Raw genomic sequence first — 18,621 nt, 5'->3', positions numbered from 1 at the left:
CGCCGCTCCTTCAGCTCGGTCCGCGGGGCGGCCGGGTCAGGCGCTCCGGCCCGCCGCCTGCGAGGACAGGGCGATGGCGACCTTCTCCACGATATCGTTGGAGATCAGGTCGATCAGCCGGCGCTGCGCCGCCTCGGAGGCGACATCGGCCGCGAAGAACTGGTTGTCCGGCAGGTTCCAGGCATCGGCGCTCGTCTCCGCGCCGCTGGCGACCAGCACCGGCGGCACCGCGGCCGTGTAGAGCTGCCAGGGGGCCGTGACGACATAGCGGGAGCGGGTGGCCGCGCCATCCCGGCGGAAGCCCTCCTGCTCCACGCCGATCTGCAGCGCGGCCCGCAGGTCGTAGCGTGGCGTCACGCCATAGCCGGAGCCCAGCCGGTGCTGCAGCGTCCGGCGCAGGAGCTGCCCGCTGCGCTCCGGGATCAGGGCGACCTGCACCGAGGCCAGCTCCTCCCGCGTGGCGCCGGCGGCGGCCGACTGGCCGCCCGGCGCATAGAGCGGCCGGAAGCCGCAACCGCCGAGCAGCCCCGCCATGCCACCTGCCGTCACGCCCAGAAGGGCCCGCCTGCTCCAGCGCTCGCGCAAGTCTTTCCCCCTCAAACGACGAAGTTGACGATACGGCCGGGCACGTAGATGCGCTTGCGCACCGGCTTGCCGGCAATGGCGCGCCGCACGTTCTCCTCCGCCTCCGCCGCCGCGACCACCGCGGCCTCGTCGGCCCCGACCGGCACCTGGATCGTGGCGCGCAGCTTGCCCAGCACCTGCACGGCGATGGTCATGCTTTCCGCCACCAGCAACGCCGGATCGGCCTCGGGCCAGTCCAGCTCCGCCACCAGCCTCTCCCCGCCGGGACGCAGCATCGACCACAGCTCCTCCGCCAGATGCGGCATGGCCGGGGCGATCAGCCGGGCCAGCGCCTCCAGCCCCTCGCGCCGCGCAGCGCCGTCGGCGTCCTTCGCCGCTTCCAGCGTATTGGCGAACTCGTGGATACGGGCCACGCCGACATTGAAGGCGAAGCTCTGCCAGGCCTCGCTCACCGCCGCGATGGTGCGGTGGGTCGCCTGGCGCAGCGCCCGGCCCGCCTCGCCCGGCCCGGTGCCGGGCGCGGGCAGGTCCGCCACGGCATTGCTCACCAGCCGCCACAGGCGCTGCACGAAGCGGTGCGCGCCGGTGACGCCGCCCTCGGACCATTCCATGTCGCGGTCCGGCGGGTTGTCGGAGAGGATGAACCAGCGCGCCGTGTCGGCGCCGAAGCGGTCGATGATCGCGCCCGGATCGACCGTGTTGTTCTTCGACTTCGACATCTTCTCGCCGCGGCCGATGGTCACGGCCTCGCCCGTCGCCTCTGCCGTGGCGGTCCCGTCGGGGGCGATCTCCACCTCCTCCGGATAGAGCCAACGGCCGTCCGCGGTGCGATAGGAGGCGTGCGTCACCATGCCCTGGGTGAACAGTCCGGCGAAGGGCTCGGGCGTGGCCACCTTCCCCATGCCGTGCAGCGCGCGGGTGAAGAAGCGCGAATAGAGCAGGTGCAGGATCGCGTGCTCGATGCCGCCGATGTACTGGTCCACCGGCATCCAGTGGTTCACCGCCTCCGCCACCAGCGGCGTCGATGCGCGCGGCGCGGTGAAGCGGGCGAAGTACCAGGAACTGTCCACGAAGGTGTCGAAGGTGTCCGTCTCGCGCCGCGCCTTCGCGCCGCATCGCGGGCAGTCGACGTGCTTCCAGGTCGGGTGGTGGTCCAGCGGGTTGCCGGGTTTCGAGAAGTCCACGTCCTCCGGCAGCCGCACCGGAAGCTGCTCCACCGGCACCGGCACGACGCCGCAGGCCTCGCAATGGATCGCCGGGATCGGGCAGCCCCAGTAGCGCTGGCGCGACACGCCCCAGTCGCGCAGGCGCCAGTTCACCACGCCGCGGCCGGCGCCCTTCTCCTCCAGCGCGTCGATGGCGGCGCGCTTGGCGGAGGCGGTGTCCCTGCCGTCCAGGAAGCCGGAGTTGATCATCACGCCGTCCTCGGTGAAGGCGATGTCGCCCACCGTGAAGGTGGCGGCGTCCCCGCCTTTCGGCAGCACCACCGGCGTCACGTCCAGCCCGTATTTCCGCGCGAAGTCCAGGTCGCGCTGGTCATGCGCCGGGCAGCCGAAGAGCGAGCCTGTGCCGTATTCCATCAGCACGAAGTTGGCGATCCAGACGGGAAACGTCGCGCCCTCGATGAAGGGGTGCCGCACGCGGAAGCCGGTGTCGAAGCCGCGCTTCTCCGCTTGCTCGATCGCCGCCTCGGAGGTGCCGGCGGAGCGGCACTCGGCGATGAAACCCGCGGCCCCCGGATCGCGCGCGGCGGCCGCGGCGGCCAGCGGATGCTCGGCGGCGACCGCCAGGAAGCTCATGCCGAAGAGCGTGTCCGGCCGGGTGGTGAAGACCTCCACCTCCGGGATGCCGTCCACCGGCTGCTCCAGCGCGAAGCGCACCCGCGCACCCTCGCTGCGGCCGATCCAGTTCGCCTGCATCGTCCGCACGCGTTCGGGCCAGCGCTCCAGCCCGTCCAGCGCCTCCAGCAGCTCCGGCGCGAAGCGGGTGATGGACAGGAACCACTGGCTCAGCGACTTCTTCTCGACCATGGCGCCGGAACGCCAGCCGCGCCCGTCGATCACCTGCTCGTTGGCCAGGACGGTGCCGTCCACCGGGTCCCAGTTGACCCAGCTCTCCTTGCGCTCGACCAGCCCGGCCTTCCAGAAATCCAGGAACAGCGCCTGTTGCTGGCCATAGTATTCCGGGTCGCAGGTGGCGAGCTCCCGGCTCCAGTCCAGGCTCAGCCCCATGCGCTTCAGCTCGGCGCGCATGGCGCCGATGTTGGCGTAGGTCCACTTCGCCGGATGCACGCCGCGGTCGCGCGCCGCGTTCTCCGCCGGCAGGCCGAAGGCGTCCCAGCCCATCGGGTGCAGCACGGCATGGCCGGTGGCGCGCTTGTGCCGCGCGATCACGTCGCCCAGCGTGTAGTTCCGCACATGCCCCATATGGATCTTGCCGGAGGGGTAGGGGAACATCTCCAGCACATAGGCCTTGGGCTTCGTGCCGTCGGGCACGTCGGGAACGGCGAAGCAGCCACGCGCCTCCCATTCCGCCTGCCAGCGCGGTTCGGCAGCGGCGAAGTCGTAGCGGGCAGGCGTGGCGGCGTCAGTCATCTCGTTCCGGCTGTCTCAGCAGAGGCGCGGCCGGGGCGGCCCGGCCTTTCCGGAAGCCGCCGCCGGGCTGCGAAGCCCATGGGAAACCCTGGAAGAGCCCGGCATCCGGCCGGAATTGCCGCCAGGATTAAGCCGCCTGGATGGCGGTGGGAAGGGCGGGGATCGGGAAGCAGAGTTAACCTTTCGGATTGCATCCTCTAGGATGAAGGACGAAAACCGAAACACGTCTCAGTTGTGGAACCTGAATGACCTCTGTCACCGCGTGCCGGGCCCAGCCGGCATGCACCGGCATGGCGGATGACGCGGCCGGCCGTCCGGGGGAAGCCCAGGACGCCGGAACCGTCCCGCACGGCCTGGCGGGGGCCGCGGCATCGCCCCCGGCCGCCACACACCCCTCGCCGCCCGCCGACGAGGACCACGCGGCGGCCCATCGCTTCCAGGCGGTGGTGGACAATGTCGCCGAGGGCATCGTGGTGGCCGACGCGACCGGCCGGATCACCTATGCCAACCGCAAGATGTTCGGCATCCTGGGCTGGGCGCCGGAGGAGTTGCTGGGCCGCAACGTCGCCATCCTGGTGAATTCCCAGGAAGCAGGCCAGCACCACGGCTACATGGCGCGCTACCGGGAAAGCAGGACGCCGCGCGTCATCGGCATCGGGCGGGAAACCATCGCCCGGCACCGCGACGGCCGCCCGGTGCCGATCCATCTGAGCCTGTCCGACGTGGAGATGGACGGAGGGCAGCACTTCGTCGCGGTGATCCGCGACAACACGGCCCTGCATGCCGCCGCCGCCCGCATCGAGCGCCTCGCCTATGTGGACGAGCTGACGGGGCTGCCCAACCACAGCCGGCTGCGGGAGGTGCTGGCCGCGCATCTCGGCCAGCCGGACGCCACCGCCACGCTGCTGCGGCTGCGGATGGAAGGGCTGGACAAGATCGTCGCCGCCACCGGCCGGCCGACCGGCCAGGAGGCCGTGCGCGCCGTGGCCAGGCGCATCGCGCCGCTGCTGCCCGGCGATGCCCTGCTGGCCCGCTCGGAGGAGGAAGGCTTCGACATCCTGCTGACCGACCCCGCCGCCCAGACCCGGGCCGAGGCCCTGGCGGCGCGGATCGGCGAGGCGATGGAAGGCATGGCCCTGGCGCCGGGCGGCACGCCGCTGCCCGCCCTCGCCATCGGCCTGGCCCGGGCGCCGGAGGACGGTCCCTCGGCCGAGGCGCTGCTGGAAGCCGCCACGGTGGCGCTGCTGGAGGCCCGGCCGCAGACGCCGCAGGGAACCTCCGGCCAGGTCCGGCGCTTCGCCGCGCCGATGCGCACGGCAACCCGGCACCGCTTCGCCCTGTTCCAGGACCTGCACCGGATGCTCGATGGCGGGCCGGAAAGCGGCCTCTTCGTCGAGATCCAGCCCCGCTACACCGCCGCCGGCAAGGTGCTGACCGGCGGCGAGGCCCTGATGCGCTGGCGCCGGGCCGATGGCCGCCTCGTCCCGCCCGCCGAGTTCATCCCGGTGGCCGAGGAGACCGGGATGATCCGCGGCCTGACCGACCGGCTGCTGGAACAGGTCGCCCCGCTGCTGCCGAAGCTCGCGCCCGGGCAGAGGATCGGCATCAACCTGCCGCCCGTCTGTCTCGCCAACGGCCATTTCGCGGCGCGGCTGGAGGAAAGGCTGGCGCATTGCCGCACCTCCGGCGACCGGCTGGTGATCGAGGTGACCGAGGGCGCGCTGGCCGGGGAGGCCGCGCCGGTGGAGCGCAACCTGATGGCGCTGCGCCGGATCGGCTGCCACATCGCCATCGACGATTTCGGCACGGGCTATTCCTCCCTGTCGCGGCTGCGCGACCTGCCGATCGACGAGCTGAAGATCGACCGCTCCTTCGTCCGGGCCGCCGCCACCAGTCCGCGCGGGGCCGATTTCCTGCGGGCCATCGCCGCCATGGGTCAGGCGCTCGGCCTGCACCTGGTGGCCGAAGGCGTGGAGACGGAGGCCGAGCTCGCCATGGTGCGGCAGGTCGGCTGCCACGAGGTCCAGGGCTGGCTCTGGGGCCGCGCCATGCCGGTGGAACACTTCCTGGCCCTGCCCGCGGCATGATCCGGGCGGCCGCTTTCCCGGATGTTCCGTCGTTGCGCTTCGTGGCGGCCCGCCGGGGGAGAGGCGCCGCCTTTCCCGCCGGACCCCCTCTCCGCCGGGGACCGGAGCCGGCTCCGGCCGGCAGCGAAGAGCCAACGAACGGGAGGTCCAGGAACCTCAGGTTCCTGGCGGATAAGGGGGACGGGGGAAAAGGCGGAGCCTTGTCCCCCGGGAAGCGCGGCGCCGAAGGTGAAGCATGACCGATGACCGGCCGACGCTCGCCGTTCCGCCGATCCGGGGCACCACGGCGGTCATGAACAGCCATCCTCCCTTCGGCGTGCCCTGGTCCAGCCCTGCCGCGGCCGGCTTCGATCCCACCCGCTTCGCCCGGGTGCTGAACCGGGCACAATCGCTGGGCAGCGAGGGGCTGCTGGTGCTGCGGGAGGGCCGCGCGGTCGGCGGCATGGGCAATCCGGCCTGGAAGGCGAATATCCGCTCGATCCGGAAGTCCATCCTCTGCGCCCTGATCGGCATGGCGGTGGCGGAGGGGCGGATGGACCTGTCGGCGACGCTGGAATCCCTCGGCATCGACGATCGCGAGGGGCTCTCGCCGATGGAGCGCGGCGCCACGGTGTACGACCTGCTCACCGCGCGTTCCGGGATCATGCATCCGGCCGGCTACGAGAGCGACTGGATGAAGCAGATCAAGCCGCCGCGCCACGCCCATCCGCCCGGCACGCGCTGGACCTACAACAACTGGGACTTCAACGCCCTCGGCACGATCTACGAGCGCGCGACCGGCCAGGGCATCCCGGAAGCCTTCGCCGGGCGGCTGGCCGCGCCGCTGGGGATGGAGGATTTCGCGGCCGGCGACGCCTTCCATGTGCCATCGCCCGAAAGCCTCCATCCGGCCTATCCGATCCGGCTTTCCGCTCGCGACCTCGCCCGCTTCGGCCAGCTCTGGCTGCAGGAAGGGCGCTGGGGGGAGGAACAGCTCGTGCCGGCGGACTGGGTGCGCGCCTCGGTGCGGCCGGTTTCGGATGCCGGGGATGACGGCGCCTACGGCTACATGTGGTGGCTCTGCCGCGACGGCATCCACCTGCCCGGCGTGATCCTGCCCCGCGATGCCTGTTCGGCGCGCGGCTGGGGCGGGCATTTCCTGCTGGTGGTGCCGAGCCTCGACCTGGTCGTGGTCCATCGCGCGCAGACCGAAACCGAACCCTTCCGCACCGTGAGCAAGCCGGCGATGGGCCTTCTCACCGCCGCGCTGCTCGACTCCCTGGTCTGAGGAAACGCCCCATGGAACTGGATTCGCTGCTGCTGGAACGCCGGGTGGACGCGCTGCTCGCCCCCTGGACGGAGCGCAAGGGGCCCGGCGTGGCGCTGGGCGTGGTGCGGAAGGGGGAGCTGGTGCTGCACCGGGGCGCCGGGCTCGCCAGCATCGAGCACGGCGTGCCGGCCGGGCCGGGCACGCGCTTCCGCATCGCCTCGGTCAGCAAGCAGTTCACCTGCGCCGCGATCCTGATGCTGCGGGAGGAAGGGAAGCTCTCGCTGGACGACCCGGCGCGGCGGCACCTGCCGGAACTGCCCGATCTCGACCCCGGGATCACCGTCGCGCACCTGATGCACAACACCTCCGGTATCCGCGACATGCTGGAGATCCAGCGCCTGGGCGGCGCGGATCTCGGCACGGCGGTCGATTCCGCCACGCTGCTGGAGGGCATCCGCCGCCAGCGCCGGCTGAACTTCGCCCCCGGGTCGCGCTTCCTCTACAGCAACAGCAACTTCCTGCTGCTGGGCCGCATCGCCGAGCACCTGTCCGGCGAGCCGCTGCCCGGCTTCCTGGAACGGCGGATCTTCGCGCCGCTGGGCATGAGCGACACGCGGATGGTGGAGGACCCCTACGAGGCGGTGCCGCGGCTGGCCACCGGCTATCGTCCCGGGGAGGGCGGCGGCTGGGCGCGCGCGCCGCACGGCTTCCGCATCGGCGGCGAGGGCGGGCTGGTCTCCAGCGTCGAGGACCTGGCGCTGTGGGACCGCAACTTCACCACCCGGCGGATCGGCGCGGACTGGCTGGACGCGCTTTCGGAGCAGACGCCCTTCAATAACGGGCGGGAGAACTTCTATGCCCGCGGCCTGATCGTGCGCGGCTATCGCGGCGTGCGGACGGTCAGCCATTCCGGCCTCTGGCCCGGCTACCGCACCGAGTTCCTGCGCGTGCCCGGCCACGAGGTGACGGTGATCGCCATCACCAACGACAGCACCGCCGATCCCGGCGCGCTGGCGAAGCGGGTGCTGGACGTGATCCTGGAGGAGCGGCCGGGCATCCGCCCGGCGCGGGCCCTGCCCCCGCCTGGCGAGCTGGAGGCGCTGGCCGGCCGCTACCTGGACCCGGACAGCACCACGACGCTGGACATCGCGGCGACCGGGGATGGCGGGGCCATGCTGTCGCTGAACGGCCTCTCCGTGAAGGCCGTGGTGGCACCGGACGGGCGGTTGATGTCGCCCGCCAGCAGCACCGCGCTCTTCATCCGGCCGCTGGGGCCGGAGCTGATCGAGGTGGAGCAGGATGCCGGGCATGTCGCGCGCTGGCACCGCGTGGCCCCCGGCGCCGCCCTGCCGCCCGGCCTCGCCGGCACCTGGCGCAGCGAGGAAATGGACGCGGTCTGGACCATCGCACCGGAAGAGGACTGGCTGGCGGTGCGGGTGCGCGGCCCGGTGGTCTCGGCCGGCCCCTGGCGGGTCGAGGCGGTGGAGGGCGACGTGGTGCGCGTGCATGTGCCCGGCACGCTGATGAATGGCTGGCTGGACGTGCGGCTGCTGCGCGACGCGGCCGGGGCGCCCACGGGGCTGGAGGTCCATGGCGGCCGGGCGAAGCGCGTGGCCTATCAGCGACTCGGCTGAGGTCCCGCGTGGGGATCGTGGCGCCGGAGACTGAAAAGGGGGAAAGGCATGGCCTTTCCCCCCGAAGCAGGAAGAGATTTCCGCGGCCGGGGCTCGTCTCAGCCCTTGCCCGCCTTGGCCTTGGCCAGTTCCTCCTTCACCGCGGCCAGTTCCTCGCGCAGCAGGTCGACCTCGCTCGGCGGGGCGGAGCCTTCGCGGCGCGTGGCGCTGAAGGGGCTGAAGAGGGTCATGGCGCGTTCCATCATCGCCATGTTCTGCTTGCCCAGCTCCTCGAAGCCGGCGAAGGGCGTGGGGAACGGGGTCAGGCCACCCATCGCCTCCACGGAACGGCGGATCTGCTCCTGCTGCTGGGCGAAGCCGGTCATCACCGTTTCCAGGTAGCGCGGCACCACGGTCTGCATGTTGCCGCCATAGAGGCCGATCAATTGCCGCAGGAAGGAGGTCGGCAGCATGGCGCTGCCCTTCGATTCCTCCTCGACGATGATCTGCGTCAGCACCGAGCGTGTGATGTCGTCGCCCGACTTGGCATCGTAGACGACGAAGTCGCGCCCGGCGCGGACCATCTGGGCGAGGTCCTCGAGGGTGACGTAGGAGCTGCTCTCGGTGTTATAGAGACGCCGGTTGGCGTATTTCTTCACCACCACCGGTGGCTTGGCCGGCTGGGAAGTTCCCTGGCCGGTCGCCTGACCGGAACCGGCGGTGTCGTCGTCCGGCATTTCGCGGAGCCTCGTGGGTTCGACCATGTGGGCACCCTCCCTGTTCTTTGGGCTTCATGCTAGCCCCACTATGCGGCGGCGCGAAAGGGTTGTGCGCAGGAGGATGGATGTCGCACCCCGATGAGGGGGATCGGGAGCATGAGGCGCGGACGCTGGAACAGCTGGCCGAGGACTGGATCACCCTGTGGCAGACGGAAATCGCCGGATGGATGACCGACCCGGAGCTGGCACGGATGCTGGCCGCCTGGATGTCGCAGGGCGCGGCAGGCTGGGGCGGCGCGGCGCCCGGCGCCCCAGGGGGATTATCCGGGGGATTACCCGGCGGGAGCCCCAACGGCCCCATGGGCATGCCCGGCGCCGGGTGGCTCGCAGGCGGGTGGCCCACGGGATGGCCCGCCGGGCCTACGCCTCATGAGTTCGGCCCCTTCGCCGCCTTCTTCCGCACCCCGCCGGGGGCCACGCCCCCTGCCCCTCCACCTTCTGCTGGCGGGGTGGCGGGCGCAGCTGGCACTGGCGATGCTTCCGCCGCGCTCGTCGAGATCCTCCTGCGACGCGTGGCAGAGCTGGAGCGGCGCCTGGCCGGTCTCGGCCCGGACGCGGCGGGAAGCGTTGCGCCTGCTGCGCGACCTCGACGCGTCCGGGTCAAGCGCCGATGAGCTGCGGGCCGCGGTGGCACGGCGCCTCCTCGACCTCGATTCGGGGCTGATCGGCGGGCTCGCGGCCTATCGCCGGCACGAACCCCGCCCGGAACGCCCGGAGCATCCCGTCCTCTGGCGGGAAGGCGCCAGCCGGCTGCTGGACCATGCGCCGCCCGGCCAGGACCAGGCCGCCGGCCCTACCCTGCTCTTCGTGCCATCCCTGGTGAACCGCGCCTGGGTGCTGGACCTGATGCCAGGACATTCGATCCTGGCCTGGCTGGCGGAACAGGGCGCGCGCCCGCTGCTGCTGGACTGGGGCTATCCCGGCGCGACGGAGCGGGGGATGGACCTGACCGGCTTCATCGCCGGGCGGCTGGAGCGCGCCCTGGCGGCACTGCCCGGGCCGGTCGTGCTGGTGGGCTATTGCATGGGCGGGCTGCTGGCCCTGGCGGCGGCGCTGCGGCGGCCGGACCGGGTGCGGGCCCTGGCCCTGCTGGCCACGCCCTGGGACTTCCATTCCGGGGAGCAGGCCGGGCGCGCCACCAGCCTGGCCGCGCTGCTGCCGGTGCTGGAGCCGATGCTCGCCACCACGGGCACGCTGCCGGTCGAGGTGATCCAGGCCCTCTTCGCCCAGCTCGATCCGTTCGGCGTGGCGCGCAAGTTCCGTGCCTTCGCCCGGCTGAAGCCGGGCTCCGCGCGGGCGGCGCATTTCGTGGCGCTGGAGGACTGGCTGAACGACGGCGTCCCCCTGCCCGCCCCGGTGGCGCGGGAATGCCTGGGCGACTGGTACGGGCAGAACACGCCCGCCCGCCTGCAATGGCGCGTGGCGGGCGAGGCCATCGATCCCGCGCGCTGGCAGGGCCCGGCCTTTGTCGCCATCCCGCACCGCGACCGCATCGTGCCGCCCGACAGCGCCCGCGCCCTGGCCGAGGCCCTGCCCGGCGCCGTGCGGCACGAGGCGGCGGCAGGCCATATCGGCATGGTCGCCGGGCGCACGGCGGAAACGGCGCTGTGGCGGCCGCTGCTGGACTGGGTGCGCGGGCCGGGGTGACGGGGACCGGGGCGCCGCGCGGCGCCTTCAGGAAGGCTCGCGCCGGCCCCGTTCCCGCAGGGCCTGGACGATGCCGAGCAGGCTGATGCCGATCCAGAAGAACTCCATCAGCGCCGAGGCGAGGTTGAAGTTCCGCGACAGGGACAGGGCGATCAGTCCCGAGCCGCAGAGGTTGACGAGCGGGAAGGCCAGGCCGGTCGCGGCCAGCAGGCGGGCCTGGGTCAGGAAATAGGCCGTCACCACCATCAGCGTCCCGATGGAGCCCACCAGATCCACCAGGGTCAGCCGTTGCAGAAGCTCCGCCATCCCGCCCCGTCATCCGCCTCGCATCCGGCGCCCTCTACAACAAGGATGGATCGCCGTGCAGCCCGCCGCCCATCCCGGGCATGGCTCCCAGGACGAGTTCGGGAGCAACTCCGTGTCCGCTGCGGCGTCCTGCCCCTGGTGCAACCCGCCGAAGGAGGTCTCCCATGCCCGCCCGCCAGCACTATGCCCCGCCCGGTCCCCTTGGCTTCGGCGGCGCCCCCTTGGGCAACATGTTCGAGCGTGTCTCCGATGCCGATGCCGCCGCCACGCTCCAGGCGGCCTGGGACTGCGGCATCCACTACTTCGACACCGCGCCGGAATACGGGCCCGGCATTTCCGAGCACCGATTCGGGGAGTTCCTGCGCAACCGGCCGCGCGACGAGTTCGTGCTTTCCACCAAGGTCGGGCGGCTGCTGCGGGCCGATGCCGGCAAGGGCGGGCAACACGGGCCCTTCGTCGCCGGCCTGCCCTTCCGGGTGGACTACGACTACACCGCCGACGGCGTCCGCCGCTCCATCGAGGACAGCCTGCAGCGCCTGGGCCTGGCCCGCATCGACGTGGCCTATATCCATGACTGCGCCGAGGACGCGCACGGGCCGCGCTGGCGCGAGGTCTTCGACACCGCGATGAAGGGCGCCGCCGTGGCGCTGACGAAGCTGCGGGAGGAAGGGGTGATTCGCGCCTGGGGCCTGGGGGTGAACCGGGTCGAGCCCTGCGTCATGGCGCTGGAGCAGGCCGATCCGGATGTCTTCCTGCTCGCCGGCCGCTACAGCCTGCTGAACCAGCCGGCGCTGGAGGAGCTTTTCCCCCGCTGTGCCGAACGGGGCGCGCATGTGGTGGTGGGCGGCCCGTACAATTCCGGCCTGATCGCCGGCGGCCGGAACTTCGAGTACCAGGAGGCTTCCGCCGAGAAGGTCGCCGCGCGCGACCGCCTCGCCGCCATCGCGAAGCAGCACGGCGTGGACCTGCGTGCCGCCGCGCTGCAGTTCTGCGCCGCGCCGTCGGTTGTCTGCTCCGTGATCCCCGGCACCAAGAACCCGCAGCGTGTGCGGGAGAATGTGGAGCTGATGCGCCAGCCGATCCCGGCCGGTTTCTGGCAGGCATTGAAGCAGGAGGGAGTCCTTCCCGAAGCGGCGCCCGTTCCGGGTGGATAGTCCAGCCACGGCCTTTCCGGCACGCCCGTGGCCCTGGGGGAAGGCGCCGCCGGCCTTCGGCACCGAAGCAGTGCTTCGCCCCCCCGAGCCTCATCCGCCAGGATCCTGAGGTCCCTGGAACTCCCTTTCGCTGGCTCTTCCAGACGCCGGATCGCGCCGGGGAGCATGGCTCTCCGGCGATGGCGGGTGCCATGGGCGCGGGCATGGTATTCCTTTCCTGGTCCCCCGCTCGCCCGCCGCACTTCCGGATGAAGCCGTGGGGCTGACGGCAACCGCCCGAAGCCAACTCATCGGGTCCAGGGCACGCAGCGTCCTGGTGGAGAGGGGGTCCGGGGCGAGAGGCAACGCCTCTCCCCCGGGGGCCGGAGGAAACGAGCCACGGGGTTTTCCCGCAGCCGTGATCGCGCGCTAACCTCCCGCCCCTGGACAGGGCTGGAGGTAGGACTGGCGTGGATCTCGGGCTCAAGGACAAGCAGGCGATCGTGTGCGGCGCGAGCCGCGGCATGGGGCGGGCCATCGCCCTGACCCTGGCGCGGGAGGGCATGGCGCTGACCATCGCCGCCCGCACCCCGGACACCATCCAGGCCGCCGCCGCCGCCATCGCGGCCGAAACCGGCGCCCGCGTCACCTCCGTCGCCGCGGACCTGACCACGGAGGCCGGGCGGGCCGCCGTGCTGGCGGCCTGTCCGGCGCCGGACGTGCTGGTGAACAACGGCGACGGCATGCCGCCCGGCGACTTCCGCGACTGGGACCGCGATATCTGGGTGCGGGCGCTGGACATGATGATGCTCTCGCCGATCCAGATGATCCGCGGCGTGGTGGACGGCATGATGGCGCGCGGCTTCGGGCGGATCGTGAACCTCGCCTCCCGCAGCGTGAAGTCGCCGCATGCGGAGCTGGGCCTTTCCAACAGCGCGCGGGCCGGGCTGGTGAATTTCTGCGCCGGCCTGTCGCGGCAGACCGTGGCGCGGGGCGTGACCATCAACAACGTCCTGCCCGGCATCGTGGCGACGGAGGCGCAGGAGGCGCATGTGCGCGGCCTCGTCGCCATGACCGGCCGCCCCTATGAGGAGATCTGGGCCGAGCGCGCCGCCGCCAACCCGGCGAAACGCTACGGCACGGCGGAGGAGATCGCAGCGGCGGTCGCCTTCCTCTGCTCCGCCCAGGCGGGCTTCATCACCGGACAGAGCCTGCTGGCCGATGGAGGACAGTTCCCGGGCAGCTTCTGAGCCCTTCCGGCCGCCGGGCAGGGCGTCCTCGCTCCTTTCCGCCGGGGAGTTCTTCTCGGCTTCCGAACAAATCACCCCCCTGTCATGGGAGGGTGCCTTGCCGCCCTCCCAGGGGCGGCCCAAGATCATCCGTAAACCTTGGGGAAGGACCGCTACCATGGACGATATCGTCATCGCCTCCGCCATGCGCACGCCCGTCGGGGCGTTCAACGGCGCCTTCGCCAGCCTTCCGGCCCATGCGCTGGGCGCCATCGCCATCAAGGCGGCGCTGGAGAAGGCCGGCATCCGGCCGGAGGAAGTGGACGAGGTGATCCTGGGCCAGGTGCTCACCGCCGGCGCCGGGCAGAACCCCCCGCGCCAGGCCGCCGTGCATGCCGGTATTCCGGTCGAGCGCACGGCCTTCGGGATCAATCAGGTCTGCGGCTCCGGCCTGCGCAGCGTGGCGCTGGCGGCGCAGCAGATCGCGACGGGGGATGCCAGCATCGTCCTCGCGGGCGGGCAGGAGAGCATGACCCAGTCGCCGCACTGCGCGAACCTGCGCGCCGGGCAGAAGATGGGCGACCTGTCGCTGGTGGACACGATGATCCGCGACGGGTTGTGGGAAGCCTTCAACGGCTACCACATGGGCAACACCGCCGAGAATGTGGCGCAGAAGTTCCAGATCACGCGCGAGCAGCAGGACGAGCTCGCCTACAACAGCCAGCGCAAGGCGGGCGAGGCGCAGAAGGCCGGCCGCTTCGCCGACGAGATCGCGCCCGTCACCGTGAAGGGGCGCAAGGGCGACACGGTGGTGGAGAAGGACGAGTACCCCAAGCCCGAGACGACGATGGAGATCCTGGCCAAGCTGCGCCCGGCCTTCTCCAAGGACGGCACGGTCACGGCGGGCAATGCTTCCGGCATCAACGACGGCGCCGCGGCCATCGTCGTGATGAGCGCTTCCGAGGCGGCGAAGCGCGGGCTGACGCCGCTGGCGCGCATCGCCTCCTGGGCCACGGCGGGGGTGGACCCGACCATCATGGGCACCGGGCCGATCCCCTCCTCCCGCCGCGCGCTGGAGAAGGCGGGCTGGAGCATCCAGGACCTCGACCTCATCGAGGCGAACGAGGCCTTCGCCGCCCAGGCCTGCGCGGTGAACAAGGACATGGGCTGGGACCCGGACAAGGTGAACGTTAATGGCGGTGCCATCGCCATCGGCCATCCGATCGGCGCCTCGGGCGCCCGGGTGCTGACCACCCTGCTGCATGAGATGAAGCGGCGCGGCGCGAAGAAGGGCCTCGCCACCCTCTGCATCGGGGGCGGTATGGGCGTCGCCATGTGTGTCGAGGCCCCCTGAGCGGGACCTGATCCGGCGTTCCGCTTTCCCGGGGGACAAGGCTCCGCCCTTCCCCCGGCCCCTCCCCTGATCCGCCAGGACCCCGCAGGGTCCTGGCTCCCTCACCGGGTTCCCTCGCCTCCCGGGTCCGCCTCGCGCGCCAGGACCTCATCCGCCGGCCGGACATGGCCCTGTCCCCGGGCCGCCGGTGCCAGGCCACGCCCCACCCAGGCCGGAACGGTGACACGCCTTCCGCTCGGCTGGGTCCGGAGCGAAAGCGCCCCGAAGACCTCCTTGCGCGCCTCGATGATCGTCACGCCCGACAGTTTCGGCGAAACCGCATGGCCGACGCCTTCCCAAAGCCGTGCGGTCCGCAGCAGCAGCCGGGAACGGAAGGGCGGCACGAAGAGCGCGCCATCGCGGCGTTCCACGTGGAACATGCCGCGTTCCAGCAACCGCGCGAGCTGGAGCGGCGTATAGGGTTGGCCATGGCCCAGCGGCGTATGGTCCAGATGCGCCCAGATGCTGCGCCGGTTCGGCACCACGACCAGGAGCCGCCCTTCATCGCGCAGCACGCGCCAGACCTCCCGCAACATGCGCCGCGCATGGTCGGCATGCTCCAGCCCGTGCACCATCAGCACATTGTCGAAGCTGAGATCCGCGAAGGGCAGGTTCTCCTCCTCGGCCAGTGCAAGGGCACCGGGACCGTCCGCCGGCCAGCGGGACAGCCGCCCCGGGGGCGGGCCCTGCACGGGCATGATCGAGATCAGCCGCGCGGCACGGCGGCGCCAGAGCCGCAGATAGGGCCCGGCATAGCCGATGCCGAGGACCTCGCTCCCCGCCAGCTCGGGCCAGACGGCCCGCAACCTGGCACGCAGCAATCGCTTGGCAACGATCCCGGTGGGCGATGCGTAGAATTGGTCGAGTCCATGGACCTCGGCGCTCATGGGACGAATATAGGCCGCTCGTCGAAGGGAGACACTGCCAATGGCACTGACGGTTCGGGCGATTCCTTGCCTGTCGGACAATTATGCTTGGGTGGTGGCCGACGCGGTGACCGGCACCGTGGCTGTCTGCGACCCGGGCGAGGCCCGGCCGGTCCTGGCCGACCTGCCGGACGGGCGGTGCGACTTCATCCTGCTCACCCATCACCACCAGGACCATATCGGCGGCGTGGCGGAACTGGTCGCCGCCACCGGCGCCAAGGTTGTCGGCGCCAAGGCCGATGCCTATCGCCTGCCGCCGCTCGACCACGCCCTTGCACCGGGGGACGGGATGGCCATCGGTTCGGCGCGGGCCGTGGTGATCGACACGCCCGGCCATACGCGCGGGCATATCGCCTTCCACATCCAGGCCCCCCGCCCCCAGGACAAGGAGCAGAGCCGCAGCCCGGATGTTCTGCTCTGCGGCGACACGCTCTTCTCGCTCGGCTGCGGGCGGCTGCTGGAAGGCACGGCGGAGGAGATGTTCGCCTCGCTGCAACGGCTCCGCACCCTGCCGCCGGACACGCTGGTCTGCTGCGGCCATGAATACACCCTGTCCAACGCCCGCTTCGCCCTGACCGTGGAGCCCGACAACAAGGCGCTGCAGGACCGGGCGCAGCAGGCACGCGAGCAGCGCGGCCGGGGCGAGCCGACCGTCCCGACCCGGCTGGAGGAGGAGATGGCCACAAACCCCTTCCTGCGCGCGCCCGACGTGGCGGCGCTGGCCGCGATGCGGAAGGCCAAGGACGAGTTCCGGTGAACCCATGGGGAGGCCAGCCATGAACATCGACCTGCGCGACACGCGGCTTTCCGCCGATGCGGTGGCCGAGGCGCTGGAGCTGACGCCCCATCCGGAAGGCGGCCGCTACCGCGAAACCTGGCGCGACGAGCCCGGCGACGGCACGCGCGGGGCCGGGACCTCGATCCTTTTCCTGCTTTCGGCCGGCGAACGGAGCCACTGGCACCGGGTGGACGCGGCCGAGGGCTGGCACTGGCATGCCGGGGCGCCGCTCCAGCTCAGCCTCTGCTGGGAGGGGTCGGACCCCCTGGAGATCGTGCTCGGCCCCCATCTTTCCGCCGGGCAGCGCCTGTCCGCCGTGGTCCCCCGGCACTGGTGGCAGGCGGCGGTCCCCCTGCCCCCGGCGGCTGGCCAGGGCTGGAGCCTCGTGACCTGCACCGTGTCCCCGGCCTTTTCCTTCGCGGGCTTCGAGCTGGCCCCGCCGGGCTGGACGCCGCGCCGGTCGTGAGCGACGCCCCCGCCTGGGACACGCGCTATGACGCGGAGGGCTTCACCTTCGGCGAGCAGCCGAACCGCTACCTGGAAAGCATGCTGCCGCGCCTGCGCCCCGGCCAGTCCGCCCTGGCGCTGGGCGATGGCGAGGGCCGCAACGGCGTCTGGCTGGCCCGGCAAGGGCTGAACGTCACCAGCCTGGACTGGTCGGCCAGGGGTCTCGCCAAGGCGCGGGCGCTCGCCGGCCGGCACGGTGTCGCGCTGGAAACGGTGGCTGCCGACCTGACGCGCTGGAACTGGCCGCAGGGGCGCTTCGATCTCGTGGCCTGGATCTTTGTCCATCTGCCGCCCGAGGACCGCGCCCTGGTGGCGCAACGGGCCGTGGCCGCCCTGGCCCCCGGCGGGCTGCTGGTACTGGAAGGCTTCTCGCCCGCCCAGGAAGGCCGCCGCTCCGGCGGGCCGCGCGACCCGGCCCTGCTCTGGACCGCCACGGAAGCCCGGCGTCTCTTCGGCGGGATGCGCCTGCTCGAATGCCTCGACGGCACCGTCCTGCTCGACGAAGGCCCAAGGCACCAGGGCGAGGCCGAGGTCGTCCGCGGCCTGTGGCGGCAGGCCGGGTGATCGGGACGAAGCCAGTGGGTCCGGGGTCGGGGCACCGCCCCGATGGGCCTCCCGGAGCGCCACGCCCGATCCTCCACGAACTGCTCTACACTGCGCCGGCCACAGGATAAGGAATCGGGCGGATGGGTTTCCTGCTTCGGACGGTCATCACCGCCATCGCCTTCTGGGTTGCCTCGCAGGTGGTGCCGGGCATCCACCTGCCGGGGCTGGTGGGCACGCTCTTCGCCGCGGTGGTCTTCGGGTTGATCAACGCCGTGATCCGGCCGGTGGTCGCGCTGCTGTCCCTGCCGCTGACCATCCTGACGCTCGGCCTGTTCTCGCTGGTGATCAACGCGGCGATGTTCGGGCTGACCAGCCTCTTCTCGCCTCTCAGCATCGACGGCTTCTGGGCTGCCTTCTGGGGCGCCATCATCGTCGCGCTCGTGTCCTGGTTCGCCAGCAGTCTCGTCCGCGACCGGACCTGATGCCGGCGGGGCCTCAGCCGGCGGACAGGGGCCGGTATTTCAGGGGCGCGACCTGGAAGGGCAGGACGCTGATGTCCTTCCAGACCTCCTGCCGCACATAGGGGTCGTCCGCCAGCCAGGCATGCACGGCAGCCTCATTCGGCAGGTCCAGCACCATCATGGAACCGATCATCCGGCCGTCCGCATCGGTCAGCGGGCCGCCGATCAGCAGGCGACCGGATTCGGCCTCCGGCGCCACGCGGGCGAAATGGGCCGGGCGGGCAGCCTGCCGGCGGGCGGGGGCCTCCGCATCCTTGCCGTCATAGGCGAGCACCATGAAGGGCATGGGTTCCTCCTCTCATCCACTGTCCCGGCCGCTGTCGTCCGGGGGATGGAGGAGGAACGAGGTGGCCCGGGCCGTCAACCACCCGGACGCGCCGGTGGCGCCAACCCGGCGGAACCGGCCCGGCGCCCCCTGAGCGGTTCCGGTTCAGTACATATGCTGTCCACCGTTGATGGACATGGTCGAGCCTGTGATGAACTCGGCATCGTCGGCGGTGAGGAAGCAGACGCCGCGCGCGATGTCGTCGGCCCGGCCCAGCCGGCCGACGGGGATGCGGGCGATGATCTTCTCCAGCACGTCGGGCGGCACCGCGCGCACCATCTCGGTGTCCACATAGCCCGGCGCGATCGCGTTCACCGTGATGTTGAACCGCGCCCCTTCCTGCGCCAGCGCCTTGGTGAAGCCGTGGATGCCCGACTTGGCGGCGGCGTAGTTCACCTGCCCG

Annotated in this window: 18 protein-coding genes; 11 read left to right on the top strand and 7 right to left on the bottom strand. The window is 71.7% G+C overall.

Going from position 1 to position 18,621, the window contains the following annotated elements:
- Positions 1-36: 36 nt before the first annotated feature.
- Both lptE and leuS read right to left on the bottom strand, forming a co-directional pair.
- The gene (gene lptE, locus BT98_RS26255; protein ID WP_051005027.1) at positions 37-585 is read right to left on the bottom strand and encodes an LPS assembly lipoprotein LptE; all 549 of its coding nucleotides are present in this window, start codon (positions 583-585) and stop codon (positions 37-39) included.
- A gap of 11 nt (positions 586-596) precedes the next feature.
- Positions 597-3,179 carry a leucine--tRNA ligase gene (leuS, locus tag BT98_RS0117795; RefSeq protein ID WP_019463044.1) on the bottom strand — a complete coding sequence of 861 codons (2,583 nt, stop codon included), beginning with the start codon at positions 3,177-3,179 and terminating at the stop codon, positions 597-599.
- A 290-nt stretch (positions 3,180-3,469) separates the two neighbouring features.
- Here leuS and BT98_RS0117790 point away from each other — a divergent pair, with 290 nt between their 5' ends.
- The 3 genes from BT98_RS0117790 to BT98_RS0117780 all read left to right on the top strand — a co-directional run bounded on the left by BT98_RS0117790 (position 3,470) and on the right by BT98_RS0117780 (position 8,149).
- The gene (locus BT98_RS0117790) at positions 3,470-5,266 is read left to right on the top strand and encodes a putative bifunctional diguanylate cyclase/phosphodiesterase (protein ID WP_019463043.1); all 1,797 of its coding nucleotides are present in this window, start codon (positions 3,470-3,472) and stop codon (positions 5,264-5,266) included.
- Positions 5,267-5,501: 235 nt separating this feature from the next.
- On the top strand, positions 5,502-6,533 hold the full coding sequence (locus BT98_RS0117785; protein ID WP_019463042.1) for a serine hydrolase domain-containing protein: 1,032 nt from the start codon (positions 5,502-5,504) through the stop codon (positions 6,531-6,533).
- An 11-nt stretch (positions 6,534-6,544) separates the two neighbouring features.
- Positions 6,545-8,149 carry a serine hydrolase domain-containing protein gene (locus BT98_RS0117780; RefSeq protein WP_019463041.1) on the top strand — a complete coding sequence of 535 codons (1,605 nt, stop codon included), beginning with the start codon at positions 6,545-6,547 and terminating at the stop codon, positions 8,147-8,149.
- Positions 8,150-8,247: 98 nt separating this feature from the next.
- Here BT98_RS0117780 and phaR read toward each other — a convergent pair whose 3' ends face one another.
- On the bottom strand, positions 8,248-8,892 hold the full coding sequence (gene phaR, locus BT98_RS0117775; RefSeq protein ID WP_019463040.1) for a polyhydroxyalkanoate synthesis repressor PhaR: 645 nt from the start codon (positions 8,890-8,892) through the stop codon (positions 8,248-8,250).
- Between the two features lie 489 nt (positions 8,893-9,381).
- On the opposite strand from phaR, the gene BT98_RS0117770 reads away from it, so the two are divergent.
- Positions 9,382-10,554 (top strand): alpha/beta fold hydrolase, encoded by a 1,173-nt coding sequence (locus BT98_RS0117770; protein WP_237719423.1) that lies wholly within the window; start codon positions 9,382-9,384, stop codon positions 10,552-10,554.
- A gap of 27 nt (positions 10,555-10,581) precedes the next feature.
- Here BT98_RS0117770 and BT98_RS0117765 read toward each other — a convergent pair whose 3' ends face one another.
- Positions 10,582-10,860 carry a CBU_0592 family membrane protein gene (locus BT98_RS0117765; protein ID WP_019463038.1) on the bottom strand — a complete coding sequence of 93 codons (279 nt, stop codon included), beginning with the start codon at positions 10,858-10,860 and terminating at the stop codon, positions 10,582-10,584.
- A 164-nt stretch (positions 10,861-11,024) separates the two neighbouring features.
- On the opposite strand from BT98_RS0117765, the gene BT98_RS0117760 reads away from it, so the two are divergent.
- From BT98_RS0117760 to BT98_RS0117750, 3 genes are all read left to right on the top strand, one after another.
- On the top strand, positions 11,025-12,014 hold the full coding sequence (locus BT98_RS0117760; protein WP_019463037.1) for an aldo/keto reductase: 990 nt from the start codon (positions 11,025-11,027) through the stop codon (positions 12,012-12,014).
- Positions 12,015-12,463: 449 nt separating this feature from the next.
- Positions 12,464-13,243, top strand: a complete 780-nt coding sequence (locus tag BT98_RS0117755) for an SDR family oxidoreductase (protein ID WP_019463036.1) — start codon at positions 12,464-12,466, stop codon at positions 13,241-13,243.
- 157 nt (positions 13,244-13,400) lie between these two features.
- The gene (locus tag BT98_RS0117750) at positions 13,401-14,576 is read left to right on the top strand and encodes an acetyl-CoA C-acetyltransferase (RefSeq protein WP_019463035.1); all 1,176 of its coding nucleotides are present in this window, start codon (positions 13,401-13,403) and stop codon (positions 14,574-14,576) included.
- Between the two features lie 101 nt (positions 14,577-14,677).
- On the opposite strand, the gene BT98_RS24950 is transcribed toward BT98_RS0117750, so the two are convergent.
- Positions 14,678-15,502, bottom strand: coding sequence for a class I SAM-dependent methyltransferase (locus BT98_RS24950; RefSeq protein WP_081798645.1), 825 nt, complete (start codon positions 15,500-15,502; stop codon positions 14,678-14,680).
- A 40-nt stretch (positions 15,503-15,542) separates the two neighbouring features.
- Between BT98_RS24950 and gloB the strand changes: the two genes are divergently transcribed.
- From gloB to BT98_RS0117725, 4 genes are all read left to right on the top strand, one after another.
- Positions 15,543-16,298 (top strand): hydroxyacylglutathione hydrolase, encoded by a 756-nt coding sequence (gloB, locus tag BT98_RS0117740; protein WP_019463033.1) that lies wholly within the window; start codon positions 15,543-15,545, stop codon positions 16,296-16,298.
- A gap of 19 nt (positions 16,299-16,317) precedes the next feature.
- Complete coding sequence (locus BT98_RS0117735) at positions 16,318-16,785, top strand: cupin domain-containing protein (RefSeq protein ID WP_019463032.1); 468 nt, start codon at positions 16,318-16,320, stop codon at positions 16,783-16,785.
- The gene (locus BT98_RS0117730) at positions 16,782-17,390 is read left to right on the top strand and encodes a class I SAM-dependent methyltransferase (protein WP_019463031.1); all 609 of its coding nucleotides are present in this window, start codon (positions 16,782-16,784) and stop codon (positions 17,388-17,390) included. Before BT98_RS0117735 ends, BT98_RS0117730 begins: the two co-directional genes overlap by 4 nt.
- 122 nt (positions 17,391-17,512) lie before the next feature.
- Positions 17,513-17,854, top strand: coding sequence for a phage holin family protein (locus BT98_RS0117725; protein WP_019463030.1), 342 nt, complete (start codon positions 17,513-17,515; stop codon positions 17,852-17,854).
- A gap of 13 nt (positions 17,855-17,867) precedes the next feature.
- On the opposite strand, the gene BT98_RS0117720 is transcribed toward BT98_RS0117725, so the two are convergent.
- Positions 17,868-18,179: a YciI family protein gene (locus BT98_RS0117720; protein WP_019463029.1), complete on the bottom strand. Its 312-nt coding sequence runs from the start codon at positions 18,177-18,179 to the stop codon at positions 17,868-17,870.
- A gap of 144 nt (positions 18,180-18,323) precedes the next feature.
- Positions 18,324-18,621 (bottom strand): SDR family oxidoreductase (locus BT98_RS0117715; protein ID WP_027297345.1); only part of this gene is annotated, 298 nt, incomplete at its 5' end.

Origin of the sequence: Roseomonas mucosa ATCC BAA-692, from assembly GCF_000622225.1 — a bacterium.
Classification (GTDB): Bacteria; Pseudomonadota; Alphaproteobacteria; order Acetobacterales; family Acetobacteraceae; genus Roseomonas; species Roseomonas mucosa.
This window is presented reverse-complemented; position numbering and strand designations above follow the sequence as displayed.

Excerpts from the sequence above, each read along its gene's own strand:
- BT98_RS0117785 (WP_019463042.1), top strand. The coding sequence starts at position 5,502 with ATGACCGATGACCGGCCGACGCTCGCCGTTCCGCCGATCCGGGGCACC.
- BT98_RS0117750 (WP_019463035.1), top strand. The coding sequence starts at position 13,401 with ATGGACGATATCGTCATCGCCTCCGCCATGCGCACGCCCGTCGGGGCG.
- BT98_RS24950 (WP_081798645.1), bottom strand. The coding sequence starts at position 15,502 with ATGAGCGCCGAGGTCCATGGACTCGACCAATTCTACGCATCGCCCACC.
- gloB (WP_019463033.1), top strand. The coding sequence starts at position 15,543 with ATGGCACTGACGGTTCGGGCGATTCCTTGCCTGTCGGACAATTATGCT.
- BT98_RS0117770 (WP_237719423.1), top strand. The coding sequence starts at position 9,382 with ATGCTTCCGCCGCGCTCGTCGAGATCCTCCTGCGACGCGTGGCAGAGC.
- BT98_RS0117780 (WP_019463041.1), top strand. The coding sequence starts at position 6,545 with ATGGAACTGGATTCGCTGCTGCTGGAACGCCGGGTGGACGCGCTGCTC.
- BT98_RS0117765 (WP_019463038.1), bottom strand. The coding sequence starts at position 10,860 with ATGGCGGAGCTTCTGCAACGGCTGACCCTGGTGGATCTGGTGGGCTCC.
- BT98_RS0117725 (WP_019463030.1), top strand. The coding sequence starts at position 17,513 with ATGGGTTTCCTGCTTCGGACGGTCATCACCGCCATCGCCTTCTGGGTT.
- BT98_RS0117720 (WP_019463029.1), bottom strand. The coding sequence starts at position 18,179 with ATGCCCTTCATGGTGCTCGCCTATGACGGCAAGGATGCGGAGGCCCCC.
- phaR (WP_019463040.1), bottom strand. The coding sequence starts at position 8,892 with ATGGTCGAACCCACGAGGCTCCGCGAAATGCCGGACGACGACACCGCC.
- BT98_RS0117790 (WP_019463043.1), top strand. The coding sequence starts at position 3,470 with ATGGCGGATGACGCGGCCGGCCGTCCGGGGGAAGCCCAGGACGCCGGA.
- leuS (WP_019463044.1), bottom strand. The coding sequence starts at position 3,179 with ATGACTGACGCCGCCACGCCTGCCCGCTACGACTTCGCCGCTGCCGAA.
- BT98_RS0117760 (WP_019463037.1), top strand. The coding sequence starts at position 11,025 with ATGCCCGCCCGCCAGCACTATGCCCCGCCCGGTCCCCTTGGCTTCGGC.
- BT98_RS0117735 (WP_019463032.1), top strand. The coding sequence starts at position 16,318 with ATGAACATCGACCTGCGCGACACGCGGCTTTCCGCCGATGCGGTGGCC.